This is a genomic window from Catenulispora rubra, from assembly GCF_015356825.1.
Taxonomy (GTDB): Bacteria; Actinomycetota; Actinomycetes; order Streptomycetales; family Catenulisporaceae; genus Catenulispora; species Catenulispora rubra.
In genome coordinates, this window is sequence record NZ_JAACYW010000014.1 from 24,454 (window position 1) to 46,495 (window position 22,042).

Consider the following 22,042-nt stretch of genomic DNA (forward strand, 5'->3'; position numbering starts at 1 on the left):
GTCAGGCCCCTGGTTTCGTGCTACGGCATGAAGGCTGCGGCGGCCAGCCGGTTCGCCTTCTCCAGCCCGGCCTCGGCGGCCACGTCGGTGACGCCGGTCGAGACGATGCCGACGTGCCGCAGGTCGCGGGTGGCGAACATGGCGGTGAAGTAGCCCATGTCCTCGCCGGTCTTGCCCCACAGGACGGTCCCGTCGGGCAGCGTGTCGGTGCCGATGCCCAGGCCGAAGCAGGCCTTGCCCTTGTCCGGGCCGCTCTGGCAGTTCCCTGAGTCGCCGGTGTACGGCAGCAGGTCGCCGGCGGCGTCGTGGGGGAGCGCGAGCATCTGCGTCAGCTGCGCATGCGGCAGGAGCCGCCCCTGGAACAGCACGGTGATGAACCTGTTGAGGTCGCCGGTCGTGGAGATCATGCTCGACGGGTCGCCGCCGGCGGCGCTGACGTCCGTGACAGTGCCCTGACTTTCGGTCAGATAGCCGTGCATGTACGGCGACGGCATCCGCGGCGCGCCTTGCGGAACGAAAGTGCCGGTCAGGTGCAGTGGCCGGACGATGCGGGCCTCGACCTCGTCACCGAACGAGTGCCCGGTGACGTGCTCGATGAGCAGCCCGACGATGCGGAAGTTCAGCGAGTTGTAGCTCTGCGCGGTCCCGGGGGCGAAGACCGGGCCGGGCCACGGACGGCCGGCGGGCCGCAGTGTCGAGTCGATGATCTGTCGGAAGCCCTGGTACTCGAAGCGCCCGGCGATCAGCTGGTCGGTGGTCATGGACGGCCCGCCGTCGCCGATCTGCGGCAGCCCGCTGGTCATGTTCAGCAACTGGCGCAGCGTGATCGGCTGGAACGTCGCGGGTAGCAGGCCGGGCAGGTACTGCTGCACGCTCTGGTCGAGGTCCACGCGATGCTCGGCGGCGAGCTGCAACAACACGACGGCCGAGAACGTCTTGCTGATGCTGCCGATGCGGAAGTGCGCGTCGTCGGCGACCGGCCCGCCGGTCTGCGTGTCGCCGGCCGAGCCGCGCCACGTCTGTCCATCGCTCCGCACGAGCGCGACCGCTCCGGCCGCCGCCTCGCCGGGGCGCATGGCGATCGCCTGCTGCAACGTGGCCGGGTTGAGCGCCGGGGCGGTGGTGCGCGGTGTGGCCACGGCGGTGGCGCTGAGCGACGGTGTGGCGGCGGAAGCTTCGGCAACGACAGCAAACCCCGTCACGGCCGTCGCGAGTGCGGTGAACGCGGCGGCCGCAGCCCTGCGCTTGGCGTTGATTCGCATCATGGGGACCACGGTAGGGGATTGCAGAGACTCTTTGCAAACAGTTCTGCAAACAAGCTCTGCAAGTGCTTGCGCAACTACTCCTGCGCGGCGGTCACCCGCGCGTTCCGCAGTGTCACGACCAGCGTCAGCACACCGAGCGCGCCGACCGCGAGCAGCAGCGTGGCCGGGGAGGCGACGCTCTTGAACGCGGACAACAGATACGGCGCCGCGAAGCCGACGTAGGTGAAGGCCTGGAACACCGCGGTCATCCCGGCCAGATCTTCGGGCGGTGCCAGTCGCTGGACCTCGGCGAGGCCGAAAACCAGCAGGACGCCGTACCCGAAGCCCATGATCACCGCCGCCGCCAGCGTCAGGACCGCCTGCCAGGCGCCGATGTCGTTCAGGGCGGCGACGCCGGCGTCGGCGAGGGTGCCACCGGTGACCAGGGCCAGGCCCACGGTCAGCAGGCGAGGCCGGGCCCGGTTCTGGCCCGCCGGGGACGCCGCGATCTTCCGCGCGACCGGCTGGATCAGGACACCGGACATCGCGGTCACCATCGCGACGGCACCGGCGTAGATCAGGGAGAAGCTCTTGACGTGCCCCGCCGCCAGGCCCGGGAGGTAGACCATGGCGATCGTCGCGGCGCCGAACACCCACGGCGCCATCGGCAGCAGCACGCCGACGAAGCGCCGGTCGGAGAAGCCGCGCAGGCGGAGCAGGCCGCTGCCGAGGACGCCGGATCGCTTGCGCTGCACCGTTTCCGGGGCTTGGGACAGCATCACCAGAGCCACCGCGGCCAGAATCAGCTGTGGAATATAAGGAGTCTCGTATGCCGCCGGTCCCCACTGCACCAGCACACCGGCGATCAGTGGTCCCAGGCCGAATCCGACCGTCATGGCGATCGACGTGCGCCGGGCCCCGGCACCGGCTCCGGCCACCGGATTCGCCGCCGACAGCTCCTTCACCCACGCGCTGCCCGCGCTGAACGCCGCGCCGCTGGCGATGCCCATCAGCACGCGGCCCACGGACAGCCAGGCCAGGCCGTGGGAGCCGAGCATCAGCACCACGCCGGAGAGCATCGACAGCAGCACCGCGAACGTCACGACCGGACGGCGCCCGACGCGGTCCGACAGCGGGCCGGCGACCAGCAGGCCCGGCACGAGACCGGCCGCGTAGAGCCCGAAGATCGCCTCGCCGGCCGACGCCGAGACACCCAGCTTCTCGCGGTACAGCAGAACCATCGGCGCGAACTGGTTCGCGCCCCAGCCGACCGCGGTCAGCGCGAGCGCGGCGCGGGCCCAGGTCTCCTTGGGCGACCGCGACGGAGTCTCCATCGCGGTGTTCTTCACGTCTGTAAGGCTCATACGTCCGATGATCTCTTGCGCTCGATGGGCCGCCCAGTGGCAGGAATGACATGTAGCGCTAAGATGCTGCCATGGGTAGGAACAGCGTCGCCGCGCACGTCACCAAGGGCCGCGCGAAGGGCCACGCGACGGGCCGGGCCAAGGGCCGCGCCAAGCACATGGTCGCAGTGGCCGTCGCCGAAGGCGCGCCGATCTTCGAGATCTCGATCCCGGTCGAGATCTTCGGCCGGATCCGGCCCGGCATGCCCGAGCTGGGCTACGACGTCCGGGTCTGCAACCCCGAATCAGGGCCCGTGCCTGCCGGTGGTGGCTTCACCGCAGACAGCGGCGACACCTACGCCCTGCTCGCCGAGGCCGACACGGTGATCGTGCCGGCGGTGCGGGACGTCACCGAGGAGCTGCCGGCGGACCTCGTCGCGGCCGTGCGGGAAGCGCACGCCAACGGCGCCCGCGTGGCGTCCCTGTGCACCGGAGCGTTCGTGCTGGCCGCCGCCGGGCTGCTCGACGGCCGTCGCGCCACCACGCACTGGCTGTACGCCCGGGAGTTCCAGGCGCGCTTCCCGGCGGTGGACTTCGATCCCGCGGTGCTCTACATCGACCACGGCGACGTGCTCACCAGCGCCGGCACCACCGCCGGCATCGACCTGTGCCTGGCCATGGTCGCCGCCGACCACGGCGCGGACATCGCGAACACACTGGCCCGGCGCCTGGTGGCGCCGACGCACCGCAGCGGCGGACAGGCTCAGTACGTTGAGACGCCCGCGCCGCCGGACCGGCGCGACAGCCTGGGCCCGCTGCTGGACTGGATGCGGACGCACCTGTCCGAGACGCTGACCGTCGCCGATCTCGCACGGCACGCGAACATGGCAGAGCGCACCCTGATCCGCCGCTTCCACACCGCCGTGGGCACAACGCCGGGCAAATGGCTGACCGAGCAACGGGTTCTGCACGCGCGCCGGCTGCTGGAGACGACCGACCTGCCGGTGGAGCGCGTGGCCTCGGCGGCCGGGCTCGGCGGCGCGGCCAACCTGCGGCACCACTTCACGGAGGTCGTGGGTGTAGCGCCGAGCGACTACCGGCGGGCGTTTCGTAAGCCCGGGGTCTGATTCGGGGACGGTGGGACCGCTTATCTTGGATGCGCAGCCCTGTGCGTGAGGAGGCTATGTGAGCGGCGACTTGTGGTGCGGCGGCGTCATCGACGACTTGGAGTCCGATTACGAGAACACCGGGTACGGCCGCGAATGCCTTGTCCGGCTGGGCGATCCGACGCCTCCACCGCCGCCTCCGCCGCCGATCATGGACCGGCCGATGATGGGGGACTACTGGCGCTGTCTGCGGCACTTCAACGACTACCCGGCGCGCGCCGGCGCCCTGTGGACCGGTTGCCGAAGGCGATCCGGGCGTCGATGGCAGAGGGGTCGGCCGCGCCGTTGGCCGTTGCGGTGCGGGAGAAGCCTTTCCGGGATCGGAAGGCGGCGATCAACGCGGCGGCTGCCGAGCTGCGGCACGACCGTGTGCTTGATTCGCCGTTGCCGTGGCTAGGATCGGGCCAGGCGATACGGGAGGCTTGATGCTGGAGCTTGAGGGGCTGCGCAAACGCTACGGCGACCGCGTCGCGCTGGACGGCGTGACGTTCTCCGTGCGTCCGGGGGAGCTGTACGGCTTCGTCGGGACGAACGGCGCGGGCAAGACCACGACGATGCGGATCACGCTCGGCGTGCTCGAACCGGATGCCGGGAGCGTGCGGTTCCGGGGCAGATCGGTCGATACCGCGACCCGGCGCACCTTCGGCTACATGCCCGAGGAGCGCGGCCTGTACCCGAAGATGCGGGTCGGCGACCAGCTGCGCTACCTCGCCGAGCTGCACGGCATGAGCCGCGGCGACGCCGCCAAGGCCACCGGCTACTGGATGGAGCGGCTGTCGGTCGCCGAGCGGGCCGGGGACCGGGTCGAGGCGCTGTCGCTGGGCAACCAGCAGCGGGTGCAGCTGGCCGCGGCGCTGGTGCACCACCCGGCGGTGCTGGTGCTGGACGAGCCGTTCTCCGGGCTGGACCCGGTCGGCGTCGACAACCTCGCCGAGGTGCTGCGCGAGCGGGCCGCCGAGGGCGTGCCGGTGGTGTTCTCCAGCCATCAGCTGGAGCTGGTCGAGCGGCTGTGCGACTCGATCGGGATCATCTACCGGGGCCGGATGGTCGCCACCGGGACCGTGGACGAGCTGCGGGCCTCGCGCGCCGAGCGGGCGCTGCGGATCGGGACCGACGCCGCCGCCGGCTGGGCCGACGGGCTCGTCGGCGTGCAGTCGGCCGAGTACGGGCCGACGACGATACTGATCCTCACCGGCGAGGCCGACGACCAGGCGATTCTGGACGCCGCGCGGGCTTTGGGGCCGGTGCGGGAGTTCACGCCGCTGCGGCCGAGCCTGGCGGACCTGTTCCGGGAGGCTGTCGCGGAGCACGACGGCGATGGTGCGGGTGACGGCGAGGGCGTCGGCGCGGGTGGTGGCGCCGGCGGCACCGGTGGCGAGGCCGATGGTGGCGGTTCCGGTGGTGCGGGCCGGGTCGGCGGCGGCCGCGCGCCTGCCGGGCTCGCCGGGCGGGTCTGGCGTGCCGCGCGCGCGGCACGTACAGGTCAGGCGGGGCGGGCGAGTCAGTCCAGCCGGGCCGGTCAGGTCAGTCAGGCGAGCCAGACCAGCCAGACCAGCCAGGCGAGCCAGGCCAGCCAGGCCAGCCAAGATGGCTCCGCCGACCAAGAAGGAGCCCGCGCGTGAACCGCAACCGTCAGGCCGTGCGGCTCGTCATGCGCCGGGAGTTCGTCGAGCGGGGTCGGGACCGCGGTTTCGCGATCGCGGTGGCGTTCTCGCTGCTGATCGTGCTGGTCGCCGTGGTGATCTCGGCGCTGGTCTCGGGGCGGGACAAGACGCCGTCGTTCACCGTCGGCTTCGCCGGACCGCGCGCCGCCGTCGAGCAGCAGTACGCCGAGCGCCAGGCTCCGGCCTACAAGATCAACCTGACCTCCAGCGTGGTCACCGACTCCGCGGTGGCGCAGCAGATGGTCAAGAGTGGCAAGATGAACGCGCTCGTGGACGACGGCCGGATCTACGTGCAGGACTCGGTCGACCCCAAGTTGGCGCCGGTGCTGGCCGGGGCGAACCTGGCCGCGCAGATCCCGGACGTGGACCAGCTGCAGGGGCAGACCACGGTCAGGCTGGCGCCCAAGGACCCCGACGCCGGGCAGCGCAAGACCGTCGCGCTGGTCGCCGAGATCATGCTGTTCAGCCAGATGATCGCGTACTGCATGTGGGTCGCCACCGGTGTGGTGGAGGAGAAGGCCAGCCGGGTCATCGAGGTGCTGCTGTCCAGCACGTCGGCGCGGGTGCTGCTGACCGGGAAGATCATCGGCATCGGGGCGCTGGGGCTGCTGCAGCTGGCGGCCACGGCCGCGGTCGGGATCGGCGCCGGGGCGGCGACCGGGGCGCTGCACATGACCGGGCAGATCTGGCAGACCGTGGGCATCGTGGCGGTGTGGTTCGTGCTGGGCTACATCTTCTACGCCTCGGCCTACGCCGCGGTGGCCGCGCGGGTCTCGCGCCAGGAGGAGATGCAGACTGCGGTGCAGCCGCTGAACCTGGTGCTGATGGTGCCGTACTTCGCGGCGTTCGCGGCGCTGGGCAACCCGGACGCGGTCTGGGTGCGGGTGCTGTCGCTGATCCCGCCGTTCTCGGTGCTGATCCAGCCGGTGCGCATCGCCGGCGGGGACGCGTCGTGGTGGGAGCCGGTGGTGGCGATCGGGTTGATGGCCGTGGTGACGGTCGGGATCGTCGCGGCCGGCGCCCGGGTGTATGAGAACTCTGTGTTGCGGTTCGGGTCCAAGGTCCCGATGCGGGTCGCCTGGACCGCGGGGAGGAGGGCATAGCGTGCCGAAGGTCCGGGTGCTGTCGTTCAACACGCTCTTCAGAAACGAGCCCAGGGTGCGCCTGCGCGCACTGGCCGAGGTGTTGGGGACTGGCGACTACGACGTAGTCTGCCTGCAGGAGTTGCAGATCCCGCCGAACTTCGCCCTGCTCCGCTCGCTGACCAGAGCGGCGTTCCCCTACGCGGCGCACGGCCCCCGGCTGCCGATCGTCGCCGGCGGACTGCTGACCCTGTCCCGCATCCCGCTGGTCGGGCACCGCTACCAGGTCCTGGCCGCCCCCGCGAAATGGCGCACCGACCTGGTACTGCGCAAGGGCGTCCTGCTGACCCGCTTCAACGCCGACGGCGAGTTCTTCACCGTCGCCAACACCCACCTGTCGGCGAACCGCGCGGCGGACTGGTCGAAGGCGGCCCCGTTCACCCGCGTCCAGCAGGCGGAACTGGCACGCCTGGCGAAGACGGTCCGCCGCATCGAATCCGGCGAACCGGTGATCGCGGTCGGCGACTTCAACGTCCCGCGCGACTCCTGGCTCTTCGAGGGCTTCGAGGCCGCCTCGGGTCTGCGCGACGCCTTCGACGGCGACGCCGCCACCACCTACCGGCCGGTGCCGGGCTGGGACGGCGCGGCGCTGGACCAGGTGCTGGTGACGCCGGGACTGGCAGCCAAGGGCGAGGTGGTCCTGCAGGACAAGGTGCGGATGGCCGACGGCCGGGAGCGGTTCTTGTCGGACCACTACGGGGTGGCCGCGACAGTGGGGTGACCCTGCTATCCCGGCGACCGCCGCCCCGGCTCCGTCGGCAGATAAGCCTCCAACTGCTCCCCGGCGATGATGCGGTCCACGGTCTGATCCGGGGTGCCCGCGGACTGCACCATCAGCACGTTCTCGTCCGGCGTCGGCGGCTCCAAGGCGCTCAGCTGGCTGCCGAGCATGTCGGCGTGGAACATGTGCCCGCGCCGGTCGGTCAGGCGCTGGTGCAGCGTCTTGAGGTCGACGACCAGGTACACCATGCGCACCTGCGGCCGTCCGGCGCGCAGGCGGTCGCGGTAGGAGCGCTTGAGCGCCGAGCAGGCGATGACGGCGGGCCGGCCCGCCGCGGCCGCCTTGTCGATCCAGCGGCCGATCTCGTTGAGCCAGGGGATGCGGTCGGCGTCGGTGAGCGGCTCGCGGGCCGCCATCTTGGCGATGTTGCCGCCCGGGTGGAAGGCGTCGCCGTCGGCCCAGTCCCAGCCCAGGCGGCCGGCCAGGGCGGCGCCGACGGTCGACTTGCCGCTGCCGGAGACGCCGGTGACCACCAGCACCGGCGGCGTGGCTCCGGCGGCTCCCGGGGGCGGGGGAGGGGTCGGTCGCACCATGCCTTCAGCCTGACATCGCCGGAGTCGCGGTGCTCGCCGACGGGTCCGGACGGGCCATCCGGGTGAGGCTCTGACCAGCCGGGAATAAAACCCCTTCGACGGGAAGCTGGGCGCGGATATGAGCAACGAAGAGGCTCGTTCGTGGAACGAGCAAGTCATTGAAGAGTTCCGGGCCAACGCCGGAAGCGTCGCCCAGTTCGGCGGCAAGGGCCTGGTCGTCCTGCACCACACCGGTGCGAAGTCCGGCGCCCCCTACGTCTCCCCGCTCGCCGGGATCGCCGCGGACAACGGCGCCTGGGTGATCGTGGCCTCCAACGCCGGCAAGGACAACCACCCGGCGTGGTTCCACAACCTCCAGGCGCACCCCGAGGTGCTTCTGGAGGTGCCCGGGGACGACGAGGTGGCCACGGTCGAGCTGACCGCGCGCGTCGCCGACGAGGACGAGCGCGACCGCTACTTCGCACAGATGGTCGCCCGGGCCCCGCAGTTCGCGGAGTACGAGAAGGGCACCACGCGCCGGATCCCGGTCGTCGTGCTGGAGCCGGCCGCCTGACGGTCGGCTGGCCCGGTGCTGTCCGGGCGTCGCGGCTAGTTCTCTAGCCGTCGGCGCCCGGACGGTACAACCGCCGCGCGATGTGCGGCGGCAGCTCGTAGGGCCGCTCCTTCGGCAGGTGCTGGGCGGCGCGGTCCTTACGGCCCTCCTTGAGCAGATCGGCCATCTTGCGCACGGTCGGCGTGATGTCGCGGATCTCGGTGGTCCAGGTGTTCACGTAGTCCGCGATGACGTGCCGGCTCAGCCCGACCTGGATCGCCCGCGCGTCCAGCACGGCACCGGCCAGCGTCCGCTCCGGATCCCACTGGACGTGTACCGTCGCGCTCTTCATCTGCCGCTCCCAGTCCACGCGGTCGGCGTACACGCCGCGCTCGTAACCGGTCAGCACCGCCTGCGACAGCGCGGTCTCCCAGCCCTCGCGTGTGATCCGAACCGCCAGCACATGCTCCTGCCCCGGCTTGCGGGCCCAGTTGCTGCGGCCCATCATCCACAGGAACGACGGCTTGACCCACGTCATCCGGTTCAGCGAGAACGGCTCGACGAAGCGCTGCGCGCGCACCGCCGGCTCGGCGATCTCCGCACGGTACGCCTGGTAGACGACGATCGTGTCGCGGTCGTAGTCCGCACGCACTTGGTGCAGCGGAAGGCTGTTCGTGTTGGCCATGAAGGCTCCCCCGTTCTGATATCGCTCAGGGGAGTCTCGCGTATGAGCGCCGGCCCGCGCCCGTGAATATCAGGGCTCAGCAGATGCCACGGCTCAGCAGATATCACGGCGGCGCATATCAGGGCTCAGCGTTGGTGCCGGTTCTCCCACCACCACACGGCAGGGTTGAGGGCGGCGTCGCCGGGCGTGCTCCGGTGCACCACGATCTTGCCGAACGTGGACTTGCCGGTGATCCGGATCAGCGGCCCGTCCTCCTGCCCCTCCGGCGTGGAGCCGGTGACCGAGCGCTTGCCGAACAGTGCGCCGCCCTCGTCGATGACCCGCGCGTTCTCCGGGACCGTGATGATCGCCTTGCCGCAGAACGCGTTGATGTCCAGCGTGATCTCGCGCCCCGGCAGCACGGCCTCGGCCAGGTTCACGATCAGCGCCCCGAACCGCGCGTTCGCCGTGGTGTGCCGGCCGGCGACCCAGCGGCCGGAGCGGATCACCTTGCTGAACGTCGCGCTCAGCTCCTGGTGCTCGACCGCCGAGACCGGGCTCACCTGGGCCGTGCGCAGATCGTCGGGCAGGTCGGCGGTGAGCGGGACCAGGTCGGCGCGGGTCTTGGCGGCGTACGTCGCGTCGATCCGCTCGGCCAGCTCGGCGCTGGTCAGCCGGCCCTGTGCCAGCGCCTCGGACAGCACGGCCGCCACCTCGTCGCGCTCGGCGTCGGAGGCCCGGACCTGCGGCACCGGCTCGACCGGCTCGGAGGGCACGACGACCGGGACGAACCGGCTCTCTTCGGGCGCGGAAGTCATGCGAGCAGTGTAACGGGAAACCGCGCCGAACGCGATATGTCGCGTTGACCGACTGACGCCGCGTCAGGCCAACTGTGGACGAACGACGAATGAAAGCCTTCGCTATCAGCGGGTCTTGTGCCTCGATACCACTTGTCCGGGCCCTTATTCGCCTAGACAATACCGTCGCCGCTTTCGCGCCTTCCCCACATCCCCCAATCAGGGAGCTTAAATGATCAGACGGAAACGTTGGATCGCAGGTGCTGCGTTCCTCGCCCTCATCGTGGGCGGGATAACGGGTGCCGCACAGGGTCTGGCGAGCCAGAGGCCGACATCCGGCCCCGGCTCCTGCACCCTCATCGGCTGGAACCCGAGCACCGACCCGACGAACGCGAAGAACCTGCCGGTCGGCCAGCGGCCGCAGTCGTACAAGCCGGACAACTTCGACTGCTCCAGCGCCAAGTTCGCGGCGCTGGGCGCGGAGTTCAACAAGTTCCCGCAGCCGCACAACTTCGCCGTCAACAACCGCATCACCTACGAACCGGCCGGCTCCGGCAAGGCGGCCGCGGCGGTGCAGCAGCCGGTGGCGGCGGTGAACCCGCTGGCGCCGTACTTCCCGCCGTTCCAGCACTTCGTCATCATCTACCGCGAGAACCACACCTTCGACGACTACCTCGGTGACTGTGCCAGCACCGTCCACGCCGGCTGCAACGGCCAGACGCAGAGCACCAACCACATCAGCTCTGTCCCCAACCTGCACAGCCTGGCCAAGACCTACGCGCTGTCGGACTCCTACAGCACCGGCACGCAGCCGCCCTCGGGCCCCAACCACTGGTGGCTGTTCTCGGCCCAGTCGCAGTCCAGCTCGCAGCAGCAGTCGTACCCGTCGAACGGGACGCAGTTCGACCGCTTCCTGAGCAACACCAACGGCCCGACGGACGAGGGCACCAACGCCTGCACGACCCCGAGCGGGTCCAGCAGCGGCAGCAGCCCGTACACGTTCGTCATGAACGGCGACTTCTACTGGATGCTCAGCAGTGGCTCCGGCTACTGGAAGAACCCGGCCGACGGCAAGGTCGAAGTCCTGCCGCCGAACCGCCCGGGCACCAGCATCCCGGAGGAGCTGCACTACAACGAGTACCACTGCTCGAACCAGAGCCTCCCGGACAGCACCATAGCCAACGACTACATCAGCTTCGTCGGCACCAACGGTCTGCCGGTGTACAGCTACGTCGAGCTGTTCAACGACCACCCCGGCACGTACCAGGACATCGCCGGCAACGACACGGCGACGAACAACGTGGTCAACGCGATCGAGAACAACGCGACGTACAAGAACAACACCCTGATCGTCATCACCGAGGACGACACCCAGAACGGCAACAACGGCTCGGACCACGTGAGCAACACCTACCGGGTGCCGCTGGTCGTCATCGGGCCGTCGCAGTACGTCAAGCAGGGCTACCTCAGCCACGTCGCGTACAGCACCAACAACGTGATCGCGGCGATGGAACGCACGATGCAGAACGTCAAGTCGGGCATCATCGACCCGAACGACAACATCGGCCTGAACACCTTCCCGATGACCACCAACGACCAGGCCGCCCTCGGCGACCCGCTGGAGGACTTCTGGGTGCAGGGCTCGACGCCGCTGTCCGCTTCGGCCAGCGCCTCCCCGACCACCGGCAACGCCCCGCTCGCGGTGAACTTCACCGGCTCGGCCCAGGGCGGCACGTCGCCGTACACCTACAGCTGGGACTTCGGGGACGGCTCGACGAGCACCTCGCAGAACCCGAGCCACACCTACAGCTCCGCGGGCAACTACACCGCGACGCTGACGGTGACCGACGGCTCCTCCCCGGTGAAGACGGCGACCTCCCAGGTCGCGGTCAACGTCAGCGCGGTCGGCAATCCGCTGGCGGCCTCGGCGGCCGGCAGCCCGACGTCCGGGCAGATCCCCCTGGCCGTGAACTTCACCGGGACCGCGACAGGCGGCACCCCGGGGTACACCTACAGCTGGGACTTCGGTGACGGCTCCGCGACCAGCACGGCGCAGAACCCGAGCCACACCTACTCGACCGTCGGGACCTACACGGCGACGTTGACGGTGACAGACAGCGCCTCGAACTCGGCGACGTCGACGGTCAGCGTCACGGCGGATCCGGTCGGCAGCGTGCCTCCCAGCGCGCCGCAGAACCTGACGGCCTCCGGCGGCACCAACCAGGTGACGCTGAACTGGCAGGCGCCGTCCAACACCGGCGGTGAGACCCTCACCAAGTACAGCGTCTACCGCAGCACCACCAGCGGTACCGAGTCGCTGCTCACCTCGGGCGGTTGCAGCGGCCTGAGCGGCACGACTCTGACGTGCACGGATACTGGGCTAACCAGTGGGACGACGTACTACTACCGGGTGACCGCGTCGAACCCTGTCGGCGAGAGCGGGCAGAGCAACGAGGTCAGCGCCACTCCGACCGGCGGCAGCGGCGGTTGCACGGCCGGGCAGCTGCTGGGCAACGCGGGCTTCGAGAACGGCGCCTCCAACGCGGCGCCGTGGAGCATCACCTCGACGCACTCCCCGCTGCAGGTGATCAACAGCAGCAGCTCCGAGCCGCCGCACAGCGGGACGTACGACGCGTGGCTCGACGGCTGGGGCAAGACCACCACGGACACCATGGCGCAGACGGTGACGTTGCCCGCCGGGTGCACGACCTACAAGTTCAACTTCTACATGCACATCGACACCGCGGAGACCACGAGCTCGACCAAGTACGACACGTTGCAGCTGCAGCTTCTCAGCAGCTCGGGTTCGGTGCTGAAGAACATGTACACGTACTCGAACCTGAACGCGAACAGCGGATACTCGCTGCACTCGTTCGACCTGTCGGCCTACGCCGGGCAGACGGTGACGCTCAAGTTCACCGGCAAGGAGGACTCCGAGTACCAGACGTCGTTCGTCATCGACGACACGTCGGTCAACGTGAGCTGATGTTCTAGCGCACGTTCGGACAGAACAGAAACGCAGAACGGGCCCGGCGCGACGCGCCGGGCCCGTTCTGCGTGTTCGGACCGGTCCTGTGTGTTCGGAGGTTCTAGGAGAGCAGGTCGACGTTGCCGTCGAACTGCCACAGCGGGTTCGAGATCGTCTTGCCGTTGGTGACGATCATGAAGTAGCCGTTGACCTCCTGCGGGCCGTCGCCGTCGGCGATGTAGCGGCCGTTCGCGGTGACGTCGAGCTGGTAGACGGCCTGCGCCGTGACGTTGTCGCCGGGGACGCTCCAGGAGACCGTGCAGCGCCAGTCGGTGCCCGGTCCCTCCTGCGTGCCGAGCCCCTCGCTCTTGAGGCACGAGGCGGTGGCGTGCAGCTGCGCTTCGGTGAGCGGAGGCCGGCGCATCTCGTCTTCCTGGAGCTTGTAGAGGTGCGCGAACGCGGTGGCCACCGACTTCTGCACCTTGCTCTGGTCGATGCCGGAGCCGCCGGCACCGGTGGTGGTGGCGGCGACCAGGCCGACGGTCACGGCCAGCACGCCGGCCAGCGGCAGCACGCCGACCGTCAGGACCCTGCGGCCGGCGCCGTCGTTGGTGAGGTTGGTGAAGTCGCGGCGGACGAAGACCATGTAGGCCAGCGCGGTGGCGACGATCGCCCACACCAGGCTGACGGTGATGCCGATCAGCAGCGGCTTGAGCTGCGACGGGTCGGTGAACAGGCCGTTCCAGGAGATGAAGGCGTAGCCGGGCAGCGCCAGGCGGACGGCGACCGGCAGCGGCAGCATCTGCGCGGCCTGCATGCCCAGGGCGACGATCGTCGGCAGCAGCAGGCCCATCGGGGAGCGGCCCAGCGCGATGGACCCGAGCAGGCCGATGGCGGCCAGGGCGAGCGTCGGCGCCAGGACGCAGAGCCAGGCGAGCAGGACCCTGGTACCGGCGTCGCCGCCGGCCAGGCTGTGGCCGTCCAGGCCGACCAGCGGGTTGTTGCCCTCGGCGAGCAGGCCGCCAAGGATGCTGGAGAAGGTCAGGCCCGCGATCAGGAGCAGGATCACGGTGAGGCTGGCGATGGCCTTGGCGACGAAGATGCGCCGGTGCGAGCGGACCGCGATCAGCAGGTGGCGCCAGGTGCCGAGGCGGTCCTCGGAGGCGAAGACGTCGCCGGCGACCACGGAGGTGATCAGGGGGAGCCCCCACGTGCCGCAGAAGCCGAGGGCCACCAGGGAGCCGGCCCAGCCGGTGGCGTGCATCCAGCGGCCGAACAGGGTGTCCGAGGGCAGGGTGCTCTGCTGGTCGATGGCGAAGACCAGAAGGGCCGGACCGATCCAGCACAGCAGGATCAGCAGGCGGACGCGCCAGGCGGAGAACTGCTTGATCAGCTCGAAGCGGAGGACCCGGGACACCGGGACCGCGGCGGCGGCCGGGGACGCGGCTTCCGGCGCGGGGGTTTCGGTGACGGTCGCGGTCATCGGCCGGCCTCCTGCTGCTGCTCTTCGGTCGTGGCGGTGGCGGGTTCGGTGCTTTCAGCGGCTTCGGTGGCTTCGGCGGTGGCTTCGGTGGTGGGTTCTACGGCTTCGGCGGTGTCGGGGGCGTCGGCGGTTGGTGCTGCGGTCGTCTCGCCGGTCGACTGCTGCGGGACGTCGATCGGCTGGTCGGTGAGCGCGAGGAACGCGGCTTCCAGCGGCGAGACCACGGGGGCCAGCTCGCGCAGTGCGACGTCCGCGCGCACGATCCGCGCCACGAGTTCGTCCATCGCGGCCACCTGCGCGCGCACGATGATCACTTCGGGGTCGCCCTGCGCCGCGGAGTCGGAGCCTTCGACGACGGTGATGCCGGGGGTGTCGCCGGCGACGGTGCGGGCCTGGGCGGCGTCCGAGACGCGCAGCCGGTAGTCCAGCTCGCGGTTCTCGTCGGAGAGCTTGTTCAGCGGGCCGGAGAACACCACGCGTCCGGTGTTCAGGATGGTGACCTCGGAGCACAGGGCTTCCAGGTCGTCCATGCGGTGGCTGGACAGGATGACGGTGGCGCCGTCGGCGGCCAGGCGGTTCAGCACGCCGTGCACGTGCTTCTTGCCGGCCGGGTCCAGCCCGTTGGCGGGCTCGTCGAGCACCAGCAGCCGGGGCTTGGTCAGCAGCGCGGCGGCCAGCCCGAGCCGCTGGCGCATGCCCAGCGAGAAGCCGCGGACCTTGTCGTCCGCGACCTCGGTCAGCCCGACCTGCGCCAAGGCCTCCTCGACGTCGGCCGGACGAGGCTGGCGATGCCGCAGCGCGATGAGCGCGGCGAGGTTCTGCTTGGCGGTCAGCGTGGGATACAGGCCGGGGCCGTCGACGAACCCTGAGACACCCTCGGGCGCGGCCAGCGTCCGCCCGACCGGCGTGCCGAAGATCTCCAGACTCCCCTCATCGGCGACGGCCAGGCCCAGCAACAGGCCCAGGAGCGTGGTCTTGCCGGCCCCGTTCGGGCCGACCAAGCCGTGGATCTGACCCTTCGCCATGCTCACGTCCACGTGATCGAGCGCGACGACATCACCGAAGACCTTGGTGATGCCGCGGCCCCTGACTGCGACGGTCGTATCCATCCGCTCCTCCCTCTGCCGGTGGTGACCCGATTCCGGAGGAACCTACCCCTGGTACTTGGCGCTCACCCGCGAAACTGCTGAATGTTCAAGGAACGCGGGAGGGCCGCTGGACGACGGGGAGTGGTGTTGGGGGATGGTGCCCGGAATGAGGGGAGCCTTGATCCTGTCAGGGCGGGGATTCTCAGCGACCTGACAAGAGGGCGGGTTGTGAGGGATGCCCGGAAACGCGCCGCGACCGCAGCCGATCCGGGGCGGTGGTGCGTGCTCCGGCGCGGTGCGGTCGCGGTGTCGTGTCGTCGTCGTGCTCGGTGTGCTCGGTGTGCTCGGTGTGCTCGGTGTGGTCGCGGTTGCGCGTCGCCGCAAGCCCTACGGCTGCGCCGGCGCCGGCACGATCGCGTCGATCTCCGCCAGCTCCTCGGCGGTCGGCTCCCAGTCGCCGGCGGCGGCGTTGGCCTGGACCTGCTCCGGGGACATGGCGCCGGAGATCACCGAGGTGCAGCCGGGCTGGGCGGCCAGGCCCGCGATGCCGACCTCCAGGATGCTGCGGCCGTGCTTCTCGGCCCAGGCGATCAGGGCCTCGACCTTGTCCAGACGGTCCTCGGTGACCCAGTGCGTGCGGCCGGCCAGGCGGGCGTCGGCCGGGATGCCGGTGGCGCGGCGGACCTTGCCGGTGAGCAGGCCGTTGGCCAGCGGGAAGTAGGGCAGGACGCCCAGGCCGAAGTGCTGCGCGGCCGGCACGACCTCGGTCTCGGCCTCGCGGACCAGGAGCGACCAGTGGTTCTGCGCCGAGACGAAGGGGGTGGCGTTCAGCTGCTGGGCGACGTAGTGCGCCTCGGCGATCTGCCAGCCGGCGAAGTTGGAGTTGCCCAGGTAGCGGACCTTGCCCTCGCGGACCAGGTCGTCCAGGGCGGCGACGGTCTCGGCGATCGGCGTGGTCGGGTCCGGGGTGTGCAGTTGGTACAGGTCGATGTAGTCGGTCTGGAGGCGCTTGAGCGAGTGCTCGACCGCATAGCGGATGTAGGACCGGCCGCCCTTGGCGCCGGTCGCGCGCGGGTAGTTCATGTCAAAGCTCTGATGCCCGAACTTGGTGGCCAGCACCACCTGGTCCCGGCGGCCTTTCAGGACCTCGCCGAGGAAGGACTCGGACTGGGACTGGCCGTACATGTCGGCGGTGTCCAGCAGGGTGATGCCGGCGTCGATCGCGGCGTCCACGACGCGCCGGGTGCCGGCCACGTCCAGCCGGCTGCCGAAGTTGTTGCAGCCCAGGCCCACGACGGAGACGAGCAGGCCGGAATTACCGAGGTGACGATAGCGCATGGCACGATCTTAGTGCCGCTAAGTAAGCCTAGCCGTTCAGGAACTCCACCGGGACCATGACCAGCCGCGACCGGACGAACTCGCCGAGGCCCTTGGCCTGCGGATCGGCGCGCGTCGAGGCCGCCACCCCGTCGCCGAGCATGCCGTAGACGACGAAGTTCAGCGCTCGCAGGTTCGGCAGCTCGAAGCGCTCCACCCGCAGGTCGCAGCACTCCGGGACGAGCTTCTGGAACGTGTCCACGTCCAGCGTCTCGCGCAGCCAGGCGTAGGCGCGGTCGGTGCGCGTCCACAGCCCGACGTTGGCGTTCCCGCCCTTGTCACCGGAACGGGCACCGCAGACCAGGCCGAGCGGAGCCAGCCGCTTCATCCCGTCGGAGAAGAAGGGCTCCGGCGGACGCGGCGCGCCCAGATGCAGCGGCATCCCCATCGGCCGGCGGCAGGGCCGGATCTCCAGGCGCTCGCCGGTGGGCAGCACGGCGACGTGGGAGACGTGCCGGTCCTGGATCAGCGTCGGCCAGTACAGGCCGTACTCGACCTCGCGCGTGGGCGGCGCGGTCGGGTGGAATCCGGAGTAGCCGGCCAGCGCCAGGCTGGTCACGGCGCCGGTGAAGGCCTGGCCGACCTTGTCCGGATCCGGGTCTTTGACCGTGATGTGCAGGTAGGCGGTGGCCTCCTCGTCGGTGCGGGCCTGCTCGGCCGGCTTGTCGCTGCGCTGGAGCCGCACGTCCACGGAGGCGAAGCGGCCGCGGCCGCCGAGCGTGTCGAAGATCTGCTGCTCGGCCAGGCCCGCCTTGGCCTCTATGTCCAGGCCGGTGATGCCGAGGATGACGGTGTTGCGGAAGCCGGCGCGGTAGTTGAAGGCGACCTTGAGCTTGTGCGGGCCGGTCATGCCCTTGGCGCCGCGGATCTCGACGCGGTCCGGAGCCTGCTGCGTCACGCGCAGGGTGTCGAAGTGCGCGGTGACGTCAGGGTTCGTATAGGCCGGACCTTCGATGTCGTAGAGCAGCTGCGCGGTGACCGTGCCGACCGAGACCACGCCGCCGGTGCCCGGGTGCTTGGTGATCACCGCGGAGCCGTCGTGCGCGACCTCGGCGATCGGGAAGCCGGGGACGCGGGTGTCGGGGAGCTCGTCCAGGAAGGAGTAGTTGCCGCCGGTGCACTGCGGGCCGCACTCGATGACGTGCCCGGCCACGACCGCGCCGGCCAGGGCGTCCCAGTCGTCGCCGTTCCAGCCGTGCCACCAAGCGGCCGGGCCCACGACCAGTGAAGCGTCGGTGACCCGGCCGCAGACGACGATGTCCGCGCCGCCGGCTAAGGCCGCGGCGATGCCCCAGGCGCCGAGGTAGGCGTGGGCCGAGATCGGTTCGGCGGCGTCGGAGAACGGCTCGCCGGTGTCCAGGTTCTCGAACGGGACGTTTTTGGCGCGCAGCTCGGCCAGGCGCGGGAGCAGGTCGTCGCCTTCGATGTGGGCGACCTTCAGGCGCAGGTTCAGGTGCGTGATGAGGGCCCTGAGATCGTCGGCGAGCCGCGCGGGCTCCAGCCCGCCGGCGTTGGTGACGATCTTGACGCCCTTCTCCTGGCAGGCGCCGAGCACCTGGTTCATCTGCGCCAGGAAGGAGCGCGCGTAGCCGGGGCCGCCGCGCTCACGCGCTTTATGGAGCAGCAGCGGGGTCAGCTCGGCGAGGTAGTCGCCGGTCAGGACGTCGATCGGACCCCCGTCCACCATCTCCCTGGCCGCGGACAGGCGGTCGCCGTAGAACCCGGATGAGTTGGCGATGCGTACCGGGCGCCGCGGCGGGACTTGGGTGTTCACTTCACGAACTCCCTCTCAGTGTGAACCGAGTTCTCCCCGTGACTTTACTCGCGGGGTACCCCATGGCGGGCCAGTAGCGCGCAGGATTTCCTATAACGAGGTAGAGGGAATTCCGTTTGTACCGGATCGTCACGGCGTGCGGATGAGATCGAATCAGCCTCCGTGCTGAGACCGTCATCCCCCGGAATGACACTCCACAGGCTGATTTCCCCGAAGCGTCCGCGATGTACCGTCACGTCATGACAGTCGACGAGCTGACTCCGCAGGAGATCGCGGCGGCCCTGGCGGCCCGCAGGGAGCTGGGCCCGGAGTACGAGCACGAGATCGCGGCGGCGCTGGCCGACAAGATGCAGCGCCGCATCGACTCCGAGCTCCTGGCCCGCACCGGGGCCGCGGACCCGTCCGACACCCCGCGGCGCCGCGAGGAGTCGGAGGTCGCCGACGCGGTGACCGCGCGCTGGACGGCCCTGGGCTCGCTGGCCGCCGGCACCGCCGTGACGATCGGCTGCAGCGGCCCGGGCTCGACGCCGGTCGTGGTGCCGATCGCCTGGGCCGGGATCATGGTGATCAACATCGCGGTGAACGTCGGACGGCGCCGGCGGCGCAATCGCTGAACGTTCACGTCGGAAGCCGCCGGCTGTGGGTGCCGCCCTGGCAGGATGGCGCCATGGAACGAGTACTCGGCCTCGGTGGCCACTTCCTGCGCGCCACCGACCCGGCGGCCCTGACCGCCTGGTACCGCGACAGCCTCGGGCTGGACATCGACGAGCACGGCCAGTGGCAGCAGGAGGCCGGGCCCACGGTCTTCGCGGCCTTCGAGGCCGAGACGGACTACTTCGGCTCGCGCGAGCAGCAGGTGATGCTCAACTTCCGGGTCCGCGACCTGGACGCCATGCTCCGGCAGCTGCGGGAGAAGGGCGCCGCCGTCGACGCGGAGACGCAGGAGATGGACGGCATCGGGAAGTTCGGCTGGGTGACGGATCCGGAGGGGAACCGGATCGAGTTGTGGGAAGTGGGCTGAGGCCGGGCGGCAAAGGCTCGCCCCGCCGCCGGAACGCAATCAGGGTCCGGGTCCCCTCGGAATCCGAACCCTGACCATTACTCCGACTGGCCCAACCGCCCCGGATCCCGGAGCTTCGGAGCCTCAGTACTACAGAACTTCAGTCCTTCAGAACCCTGAACCTCAGCCCTCCGGCAGCGGCTGCGGCGCCGGCACGCCGGCGTAATGCGCCGCGGGCCGGATGATCTTCGAGTCCTGCGCCTGTTCGAGGATGTTCGCGCACCAGCCGATGACGCGGGAGGTGGCGAACGTCGGAGTGAACATGTCGCGGGGGACGCCGGAGAGCTCCATCACCACGCCGGCGTAGAACTCGACGTTGGTGTAGAGCTGGCGGCCCGGCTTGAGTTCGGCGAGGGCCTTGATCACGTGCTCCTCGACGGCCACGGCGAAGTCCACCAGGGGGCCGCCGAGGCGCTGGGCGACGCCGCGGAGCATGATCGAGCGCGGGTCGTCCGTGCGGTAGACCGGATGGCCGAAGCCCATGATGCGGGCGCCAGCCTCCACCTGCTGGCGGACCCAGTCCTCGGCCTTGTCGGGGGTGCCGATCTCGTCCAGGGTGTCCAGGGCTCGCGAGGGGGCGCCGCCGTGCAGCGGGCCGGACAGCGAGCCCAGCGCGCCGGTCACGGCCGCGGCCAGGTCGGCGCCGGTGGAGGCGATGACGCGGGCGGTGAAGGTGGAGTTGTTGAAGCCGTGGTCCACGGTCGAGATCAGGTACTGCTCGATCGCGCGGGCCTGCTCGGGGGTGGGCTCGGTGCCGTTGAGCATGTAGAGGTAGTTCGCCGCGTACGACAGGTCGTCGCGCGGCTCCACCATCTCCAGGCCCTTGCCGAGCCGGTGGATCGCGGTCAGGACCGTCGGGGCCAGGGCGCTGACGTACAGCGCGTCCGCCCGGCGGGTCTGCTCGTCGATGTCGTAGATCGGCCGCATGCCGCGCTGTCCGGCCAGCAGCGGGAGCGCCGCACGCAGGCCGTTCATCGGCTCGCCGTGCACCGCCTCGGCGATGGCCGGCAGCAGTGCCTTGACCTTGTCCGGGACGTGGCGCAGCGGCGTGGTCTCGGCGATGAACGCCGCCCGCTGCCCCGCGTCGGGCAGATGCCCGTCGATCATCAGGACCCAGACGTCCTCCAGGGTCCGCTTCTCGGCCAGCTCCACCGCGTTGTACTGGCGGTAGTGGTAGAAGCCCTCCTCGCCGCGCACGTCGCCGACCTCGGTGTCGGTGACGATGACGCCGGCCAGACCGCGCGGAACCTCGACTGTGGTGACGCTCCGCGTGGGGCGAGGCTGCTCGGATTCGAGCATCGTCGTGCCTCCTTGTGTGATTGTGTCGTCACCCCGATCTTGTGCGATCCGCGCGATGCCCGTCAATCGGCGCCATTGGTGATATGTGATGATCATGGGGTGTACGCTGGCACTGTGACGGATGTGATCTCCCTCACCGGACTGGTGAAGACCTTCGGGCGGGGGTCGGCGGCCACCCGCGCGCTGGATGGTCTGGACCTGTCCGTGGCCCCCGGCGAGGTCCACGCCCTGCTCGGACCGAACGGCGCCGGCAAGTCCACCACCCTCAGGATCCTGTTGAGCCTGCTCCGCCCGGACGCCGGCGAGGTCCGCTTGTTCGGCCGCGACGCCCGCCGCGACGCCGTGGCCCTGCACCGCCGTCTGGCCTACGTCCCCGGCGATGTCGCGCTCTGGCCGGACCTGTCCGGCGGCCAGGTCCTGGCGATGCTCGCCAAGCTGCGCGGCCGCACGATCGACGCCGACCGCGCCGCCAAGCGCATGGCCGAGCTGCTGGAGCGCTTCGACCTCGACCCCGGTAAGAAAGGGCGCGCCTACAGCAAGGGCAACCGGCAGAAGGTGATGCTGGTCGCGGCCTTCGCGTCCGAGGCGGAGCTGCTCGTTCTGGACGAGCCGACCACAGGCCTGGACCCGCTGATGGAGGCTGAGTTCCGCGCCTGCCTGAGGCAGGAGAAGGCGCGCGGGCGCACGGTCCTGCTGTCCAGCCACATCCTGTCGGAGGTCGAAGAGGTCTGCGACCGGGTCAGCATCGTGCGCCGCGGCCGGGTCGCGGAGTCCGGGACGCTGGCCGAGCTGCGGCACCTGACGCGCACGCTGGTCAGCGCGGAGCTCCAGCGGCTGCCGGAGGGGTTCGAGGACTTCGCAGGCTTCGACGGTCCGCACCAGGTGCAGGTGACGGAGCTGGGAGCCGCCGCCGGCGGGGGAGTGCGGGTGGAGTGCTCGGTCGACACCGAGCACCTGTCGGCGCTGATGGTGCTGCTCGGGACGCAGGGGGTCCGGTCGATGACGAGCCGGCCGCCGACGCTGGAGGAGCTGTTCCTGCGGCACTACGCGGATCCGGGGCGGGGGCTGGCTGAAGACGATGCTGCGCGGGAGAGCGAGACGACGGCGGCCTGATGCACTCGGAGATC

Annotated in this window: 18 protein-coding genes and 1 pseudogene; 9 read left to right on the forward strand and 10 right to left on the reverse strand. The window is 70.3% G+C overall.

The features are described from left to right. Window positions 1-20 precede the first annotated feature (20 nt). Window positions 21-1,265 (reverse strand): serine hydrolase domain-containing protein, encoded by a 1,245-nt coding sequence (locus GWK61_RS06555; protein WP_228561844.1) that lies wholly within the window; start codon window positions 1,263-1,265, stop codon window positions 21-23. Between the two features lie 74 nt (window positions 1,266-1,339). Continuing rightward, entirely contained in the window at window positions 1,340-2,608 is a 1,269-nt protein-coding gene (locus GWK61_RS06560; RefSeq protein WP_194906069.1) for an MFS transporter, read from the reverse strand. 158 nt (window positions 2,609-2,766) lie between these two features. Between GWK61_RS06560 and GWK61_RS06565 the strand changes: the two genes are divergently transcribed. The 4 genes and pseudogenes from GWK61_RS06565 (at window position 2,767) to GWK61_RS06580 (ending at window position 7,280) form a co-directional block, all read left to right on the forward strand. Further along, window positions 2,767-3,714, forward strand: a complete 948-nt coding sequence (locus GWK61_RS06565) for a GlxA family transcriptional regulator (protein ID WP_369125560.1) — start codon at window positions 2,767-2,769, stop codon at window positions 3,712-3,714. Between the two features lie 464 nt (window positions 3,715-4,178). Further along, window positions 4,179-5,057 (forward strand): annotated as a pseudogene (locus tag GWK61_RS06570) (ABC transporter ATP-binding protein); the annotation flags it as partial. Window positions 5,058-5,371: 314 nt separating this feature from the next. Beyond that, a complete protein-coding gene (locus GWK61_RS06575; protein WP_194906075.1) occupies window positions 5,372-6,520 on the forward strand; it encodes an ABC transporter permease in 1,149 nt (382 codons plus the stop codon). A 1-nt stretch (window position 6,521) separates the two neighbouring features. Then, the gene (locus GWK61_RS06580; protein WP_194906076.1) at window positions 6,522-7,280 is read left to right on the forward strand and encodes an endonuclease/exonuclease/phosphatase family protein; all 759 of its coding nucleotides are present in this window, start codon (window positions 6,522-6,524) and stop codon (window positions 7,278-7,280) included. 5 nt (window positions 7,281-7,285) lie between these two features. Here the strand turns inward: GWK61_RS06580 and GWK61_RS06585 are convergent, their stop codons facing one another. Continuing rightward, complete coding sequence (locus tag GWK61_RS06585; RefSeq protein ID WP_194906078.1) at window positions 7,286-7,873, reverse strand: gluconokinase; 588 nt, start codon at window positions 7,871-7,873, stop codon at window positions 7,286-7,288. A 118-nt stretch (window positions 7,874-7,991) separates the two neighbouring features. Here GWK61_RS06585 and GWK61_RS06590 point away from each other — a divergent pair, with 118 nt between their 5' ends. Continuing rightward, complete coding sequence (locus tag GWK61_RS06590) at window positions 7,992-8,426, forward strand: nitroreductase family deazaflavin-dependent oxidoreductase (protein ID WP_194906080.1); 435 nt, start codon at window positions 7,992-7,994, stop codon at window positions 8,424-8,426. Window positions 8,427-8,469: 43 nt separating this feature from the next. On the opposite strand, the gene GWK61_RS06595 is transcribed toward GWK61_RS06590, so the two are convergent. Next, complete coding sequence (locus GWK61_RS06595; RefSeq protein WP_194906083.1) at window positions 8,470-9,090, reverse strand: DUF4291 domain-containing protein; 621 nt, start codon at window positions 9,088-9,090, stop codon at window positions 8,470-8,472. 125 nt (window positions 9,091-9,215) lie between these two features. Next, window positions 9,216-9,887, reverse strand: a complete 672-nt coding sequence (locus GWK61_RS06600) for a DUF1707 SHOCT-like domain-containing protein (protein WP_194906085.1) — start codon at window positions 9,885-9,887, stop codon at window positions 9,216-9,218. A gap of 211 nt (window positions 9,888-10,098) precedes the next feature. Between GWK61_RS06600 and GWK61_RS56055 the strand changes: the two genes are divergently transcribed. Next, entirely contained in the window at window positions 10,099-12,852 is a 2,754-nt protein-coding gene (locus GWK61_RS56055) for a PKD domain-containing protein (RefSeq protein WP_228561846.1), read from the forward strand. A gap of 103 nt (window positions 12,853-12,955) precedes the next feature. On the opposite strand, the gene GWK61_RS06625 is transcribed toward GWK61_RS56055, so the two are convergent. From GWK61_RS06625 to GWK61_RS06640, 4 genes are all read right to left on the reverse strand, one after another. Then, complete coding sequence (locus GWK61_RS06625; protein ID WP_194906088.1) at window positions 12,956-14,317, reverse strand: ABC-2 transporter permease family protein; 1,362 nt, start codon at window positions 14,315-14,317, stop codon at window positions 12,956-12,958. After that, window positions 14,314-15,426 carry an ABC transporter ATP-binding protein gene (locus tag GWK61_RS06630; protein ID WP_228561847.1) on the reverse strand — a complete coding sequence of 371 codons (1,113 nt, stop codon included), beginning with the start codon at window positions 15,424-15,426 and terminating at the stop codon, window positions 14,314-14,316. The genes GWK61_RS06625 and GWK61_RS06630 overlap by 4 nt, the downstream gene beginning before the upstream one ends. A 366-nt stretch (window positions 15,427-15,792) precedes the next feature. Continuing rightward, window positions 15,793-16,743: an aldo/keto reductase gene (locus GWK61_RS06635; protein WP_194906090.1), complete on the reverse strand. Its 951-nt coding sequence runs from the start codon at window positions 16,741-16,743 to the stop codon at window positions 15,793-15,795. A 28-nt stretch (window positions 16,744-16,771) separates the two neighbouring features. Next, window positions 16,772-18,556, reverse strand: coding sequence for an acyclic terpene utilization AtuA family protein (locus GWK61_RS06640; RefSeq protein WP_194906092.1), 1,785 nt, complete (start codon window positions 18,554-18,556; stop codon window positions 16,772-16,774). A gap of 239 nt (window positions 18,557-18,795) precedes the next feature. Between GWK61_RS06640 and GWK61_RS06645 the strand changes: the two genes are divergently transcribed. Both GWK61_RS06645 and GWK61_RS06650 read left to right on the forward strand, forming a co-directional pair. Beyond that, a complete protein-coding gene (locus GWK61_RS06645; protein WP_194906094.1) occupies window positions 18,796-19,170 on the forward strand; it encodes a hypothetical protein in 375 nt (124 codons plus the stop codon). Between the two features lie 53 nt (window positions 19,171-19,223). Continuing rightward, complete coding sequence (locus GWK61_RS06650; RefSeq protein ID WP_194906101.1) at window positions 19,224-19,577, forward strand: VOC family protein; 354 nt, start codon at window positions 19,224-19,226, stop codon at window positions 19,575-19,577. A gap of 162 nt (window positions 19,578-19,739) precedes the next feature. On the opposite strand, the gene GWK61_RS06655 is transcribed toward GWK61_RS06650, so the two are convergent. Next, complete coding sequence (locus GWK61_RS06655) at window positions 19,740-20,915, reverse strand: citrate synthase/methylcitrate synthase (protein ID WP_194906102.1); 1,176 nt, start codon at window positions 20,913-20,915, stop codon at window positions 19,740-19,742. Between the two features lie 114 nt (window positions 20,916-21,029). Here GWK61_RS06655 and GWK61_RS06660 point away from each other — a divergent pair, with 114 nt between their 5' ends. Beyond that, window positions 21,030-22,028, forward strand: a complete 999-nt coding sequence (locus GWK61_RS06660; protein WP_194906104.1) for an ABC transporter ATP-binding protein — start codon at window positions 21,030-21,032, stop codon at window positions 22,026-22,028. Window positions 22,029-22,042: the final 14 nt, after the last annotated feature.

Coding starts and splice junctions, on each gene's coding strand:
- GWK61_RS06555 (WP_228561844.1), bottom strand. CDS start 1,265: ATGATGCGAATCAACGCCAAGCGCAGGGCTGCGGCCGCCGCGTTCACC.
- GWK61_RS06560 (WP_194906069.1), bottom strand. CDS start 2,608: ATGAGCCTTACAGACGTGAAGAACACCGCGATGGAGACTCCGTCGCGG.
- GWK61_RS06565 (WP_369125560.1), top strand. CDS start 2,767: ATGGTCGCAGTGGCCGTCGCCGAAGGCGCGCCGATCTTCGAGATCTCG.
- GWK61_RS06585 (WP_194906078.1), bottom strand. CDS start 7,873: ATGGTGCGACCGACCCCTCCCCCGCCCCCGGGAGCCGCCGGAGCCACG.
- GWK61_RS06590 (WP_194906080.1), top strand. CDS start 7,992: ATGAGCAACGAAGAGGCTCGTTCGTGGAACGAGCAAGTCATTGAAGAG.
- GWK61_RS06595 (WP_194906083.1), bottom strand. CDS start 9,090: ATGGCCAACACGAACAGCCTTCCGCTGCACCAAGTGCGTGCGGACTAC.
- GWK61_RS06600 (WP_194906085.1), bottom strand. CDS start 9,887: ATGACTTCCGCGCCCGAAGAGAGCCGGTTCGTCCCGGTCGTCGTGCCC.
- GWK61_RS56055 (WP_228561846.1), top strand. CDS start 10,099: ATGATCAGACGGAAACGTTGGATCGCAGGTGCTGCGTTCCTCGCCCTC.
- GWK61_RS06625 (WP_194906088.1), bottom strand. CDS start 14,317: ATGACCGCGACCGTCACCGAAACCCCCGCGCCGGAAGCCGCGTCCCCG.
- GWK61_RS06630 (WP_228561847.1), bottom strand. CDS start 15,426: ATGGATACGACCGTCGCAGTCAGGGGCCGCGGCATCACCAAGGTCTTC.
- GWK61_RS06635 (WP_194906090.1), bottom strand. CDS start 16,743: ATGCGCTATCGTCACCTCGGTAATTCCGGCCTGCTCGTCTCCGTCGTG.
- GWK61_RS06645 (WP_194906094.1), top strand. CDS start 18,796: ATGACAGTCGACGAGCTGACTCCGCAGGAGATCGCGGCGGCCCTGGCG.
- GWK61_RS06650 (WP_194906101.1), top strand. CDS start 19,224: ATGGAACGAGTACTCGGCCTCGGTGGCCACTTCCTGCGCGCCACCGAC.
- GWK61_RS06655 (WP_194906102.1), bottom strand. CDS start 20,915: ATGCTCGAATCCGAGCAGCCTCGCCCCACGCGGAGCGTCACCACAGTC.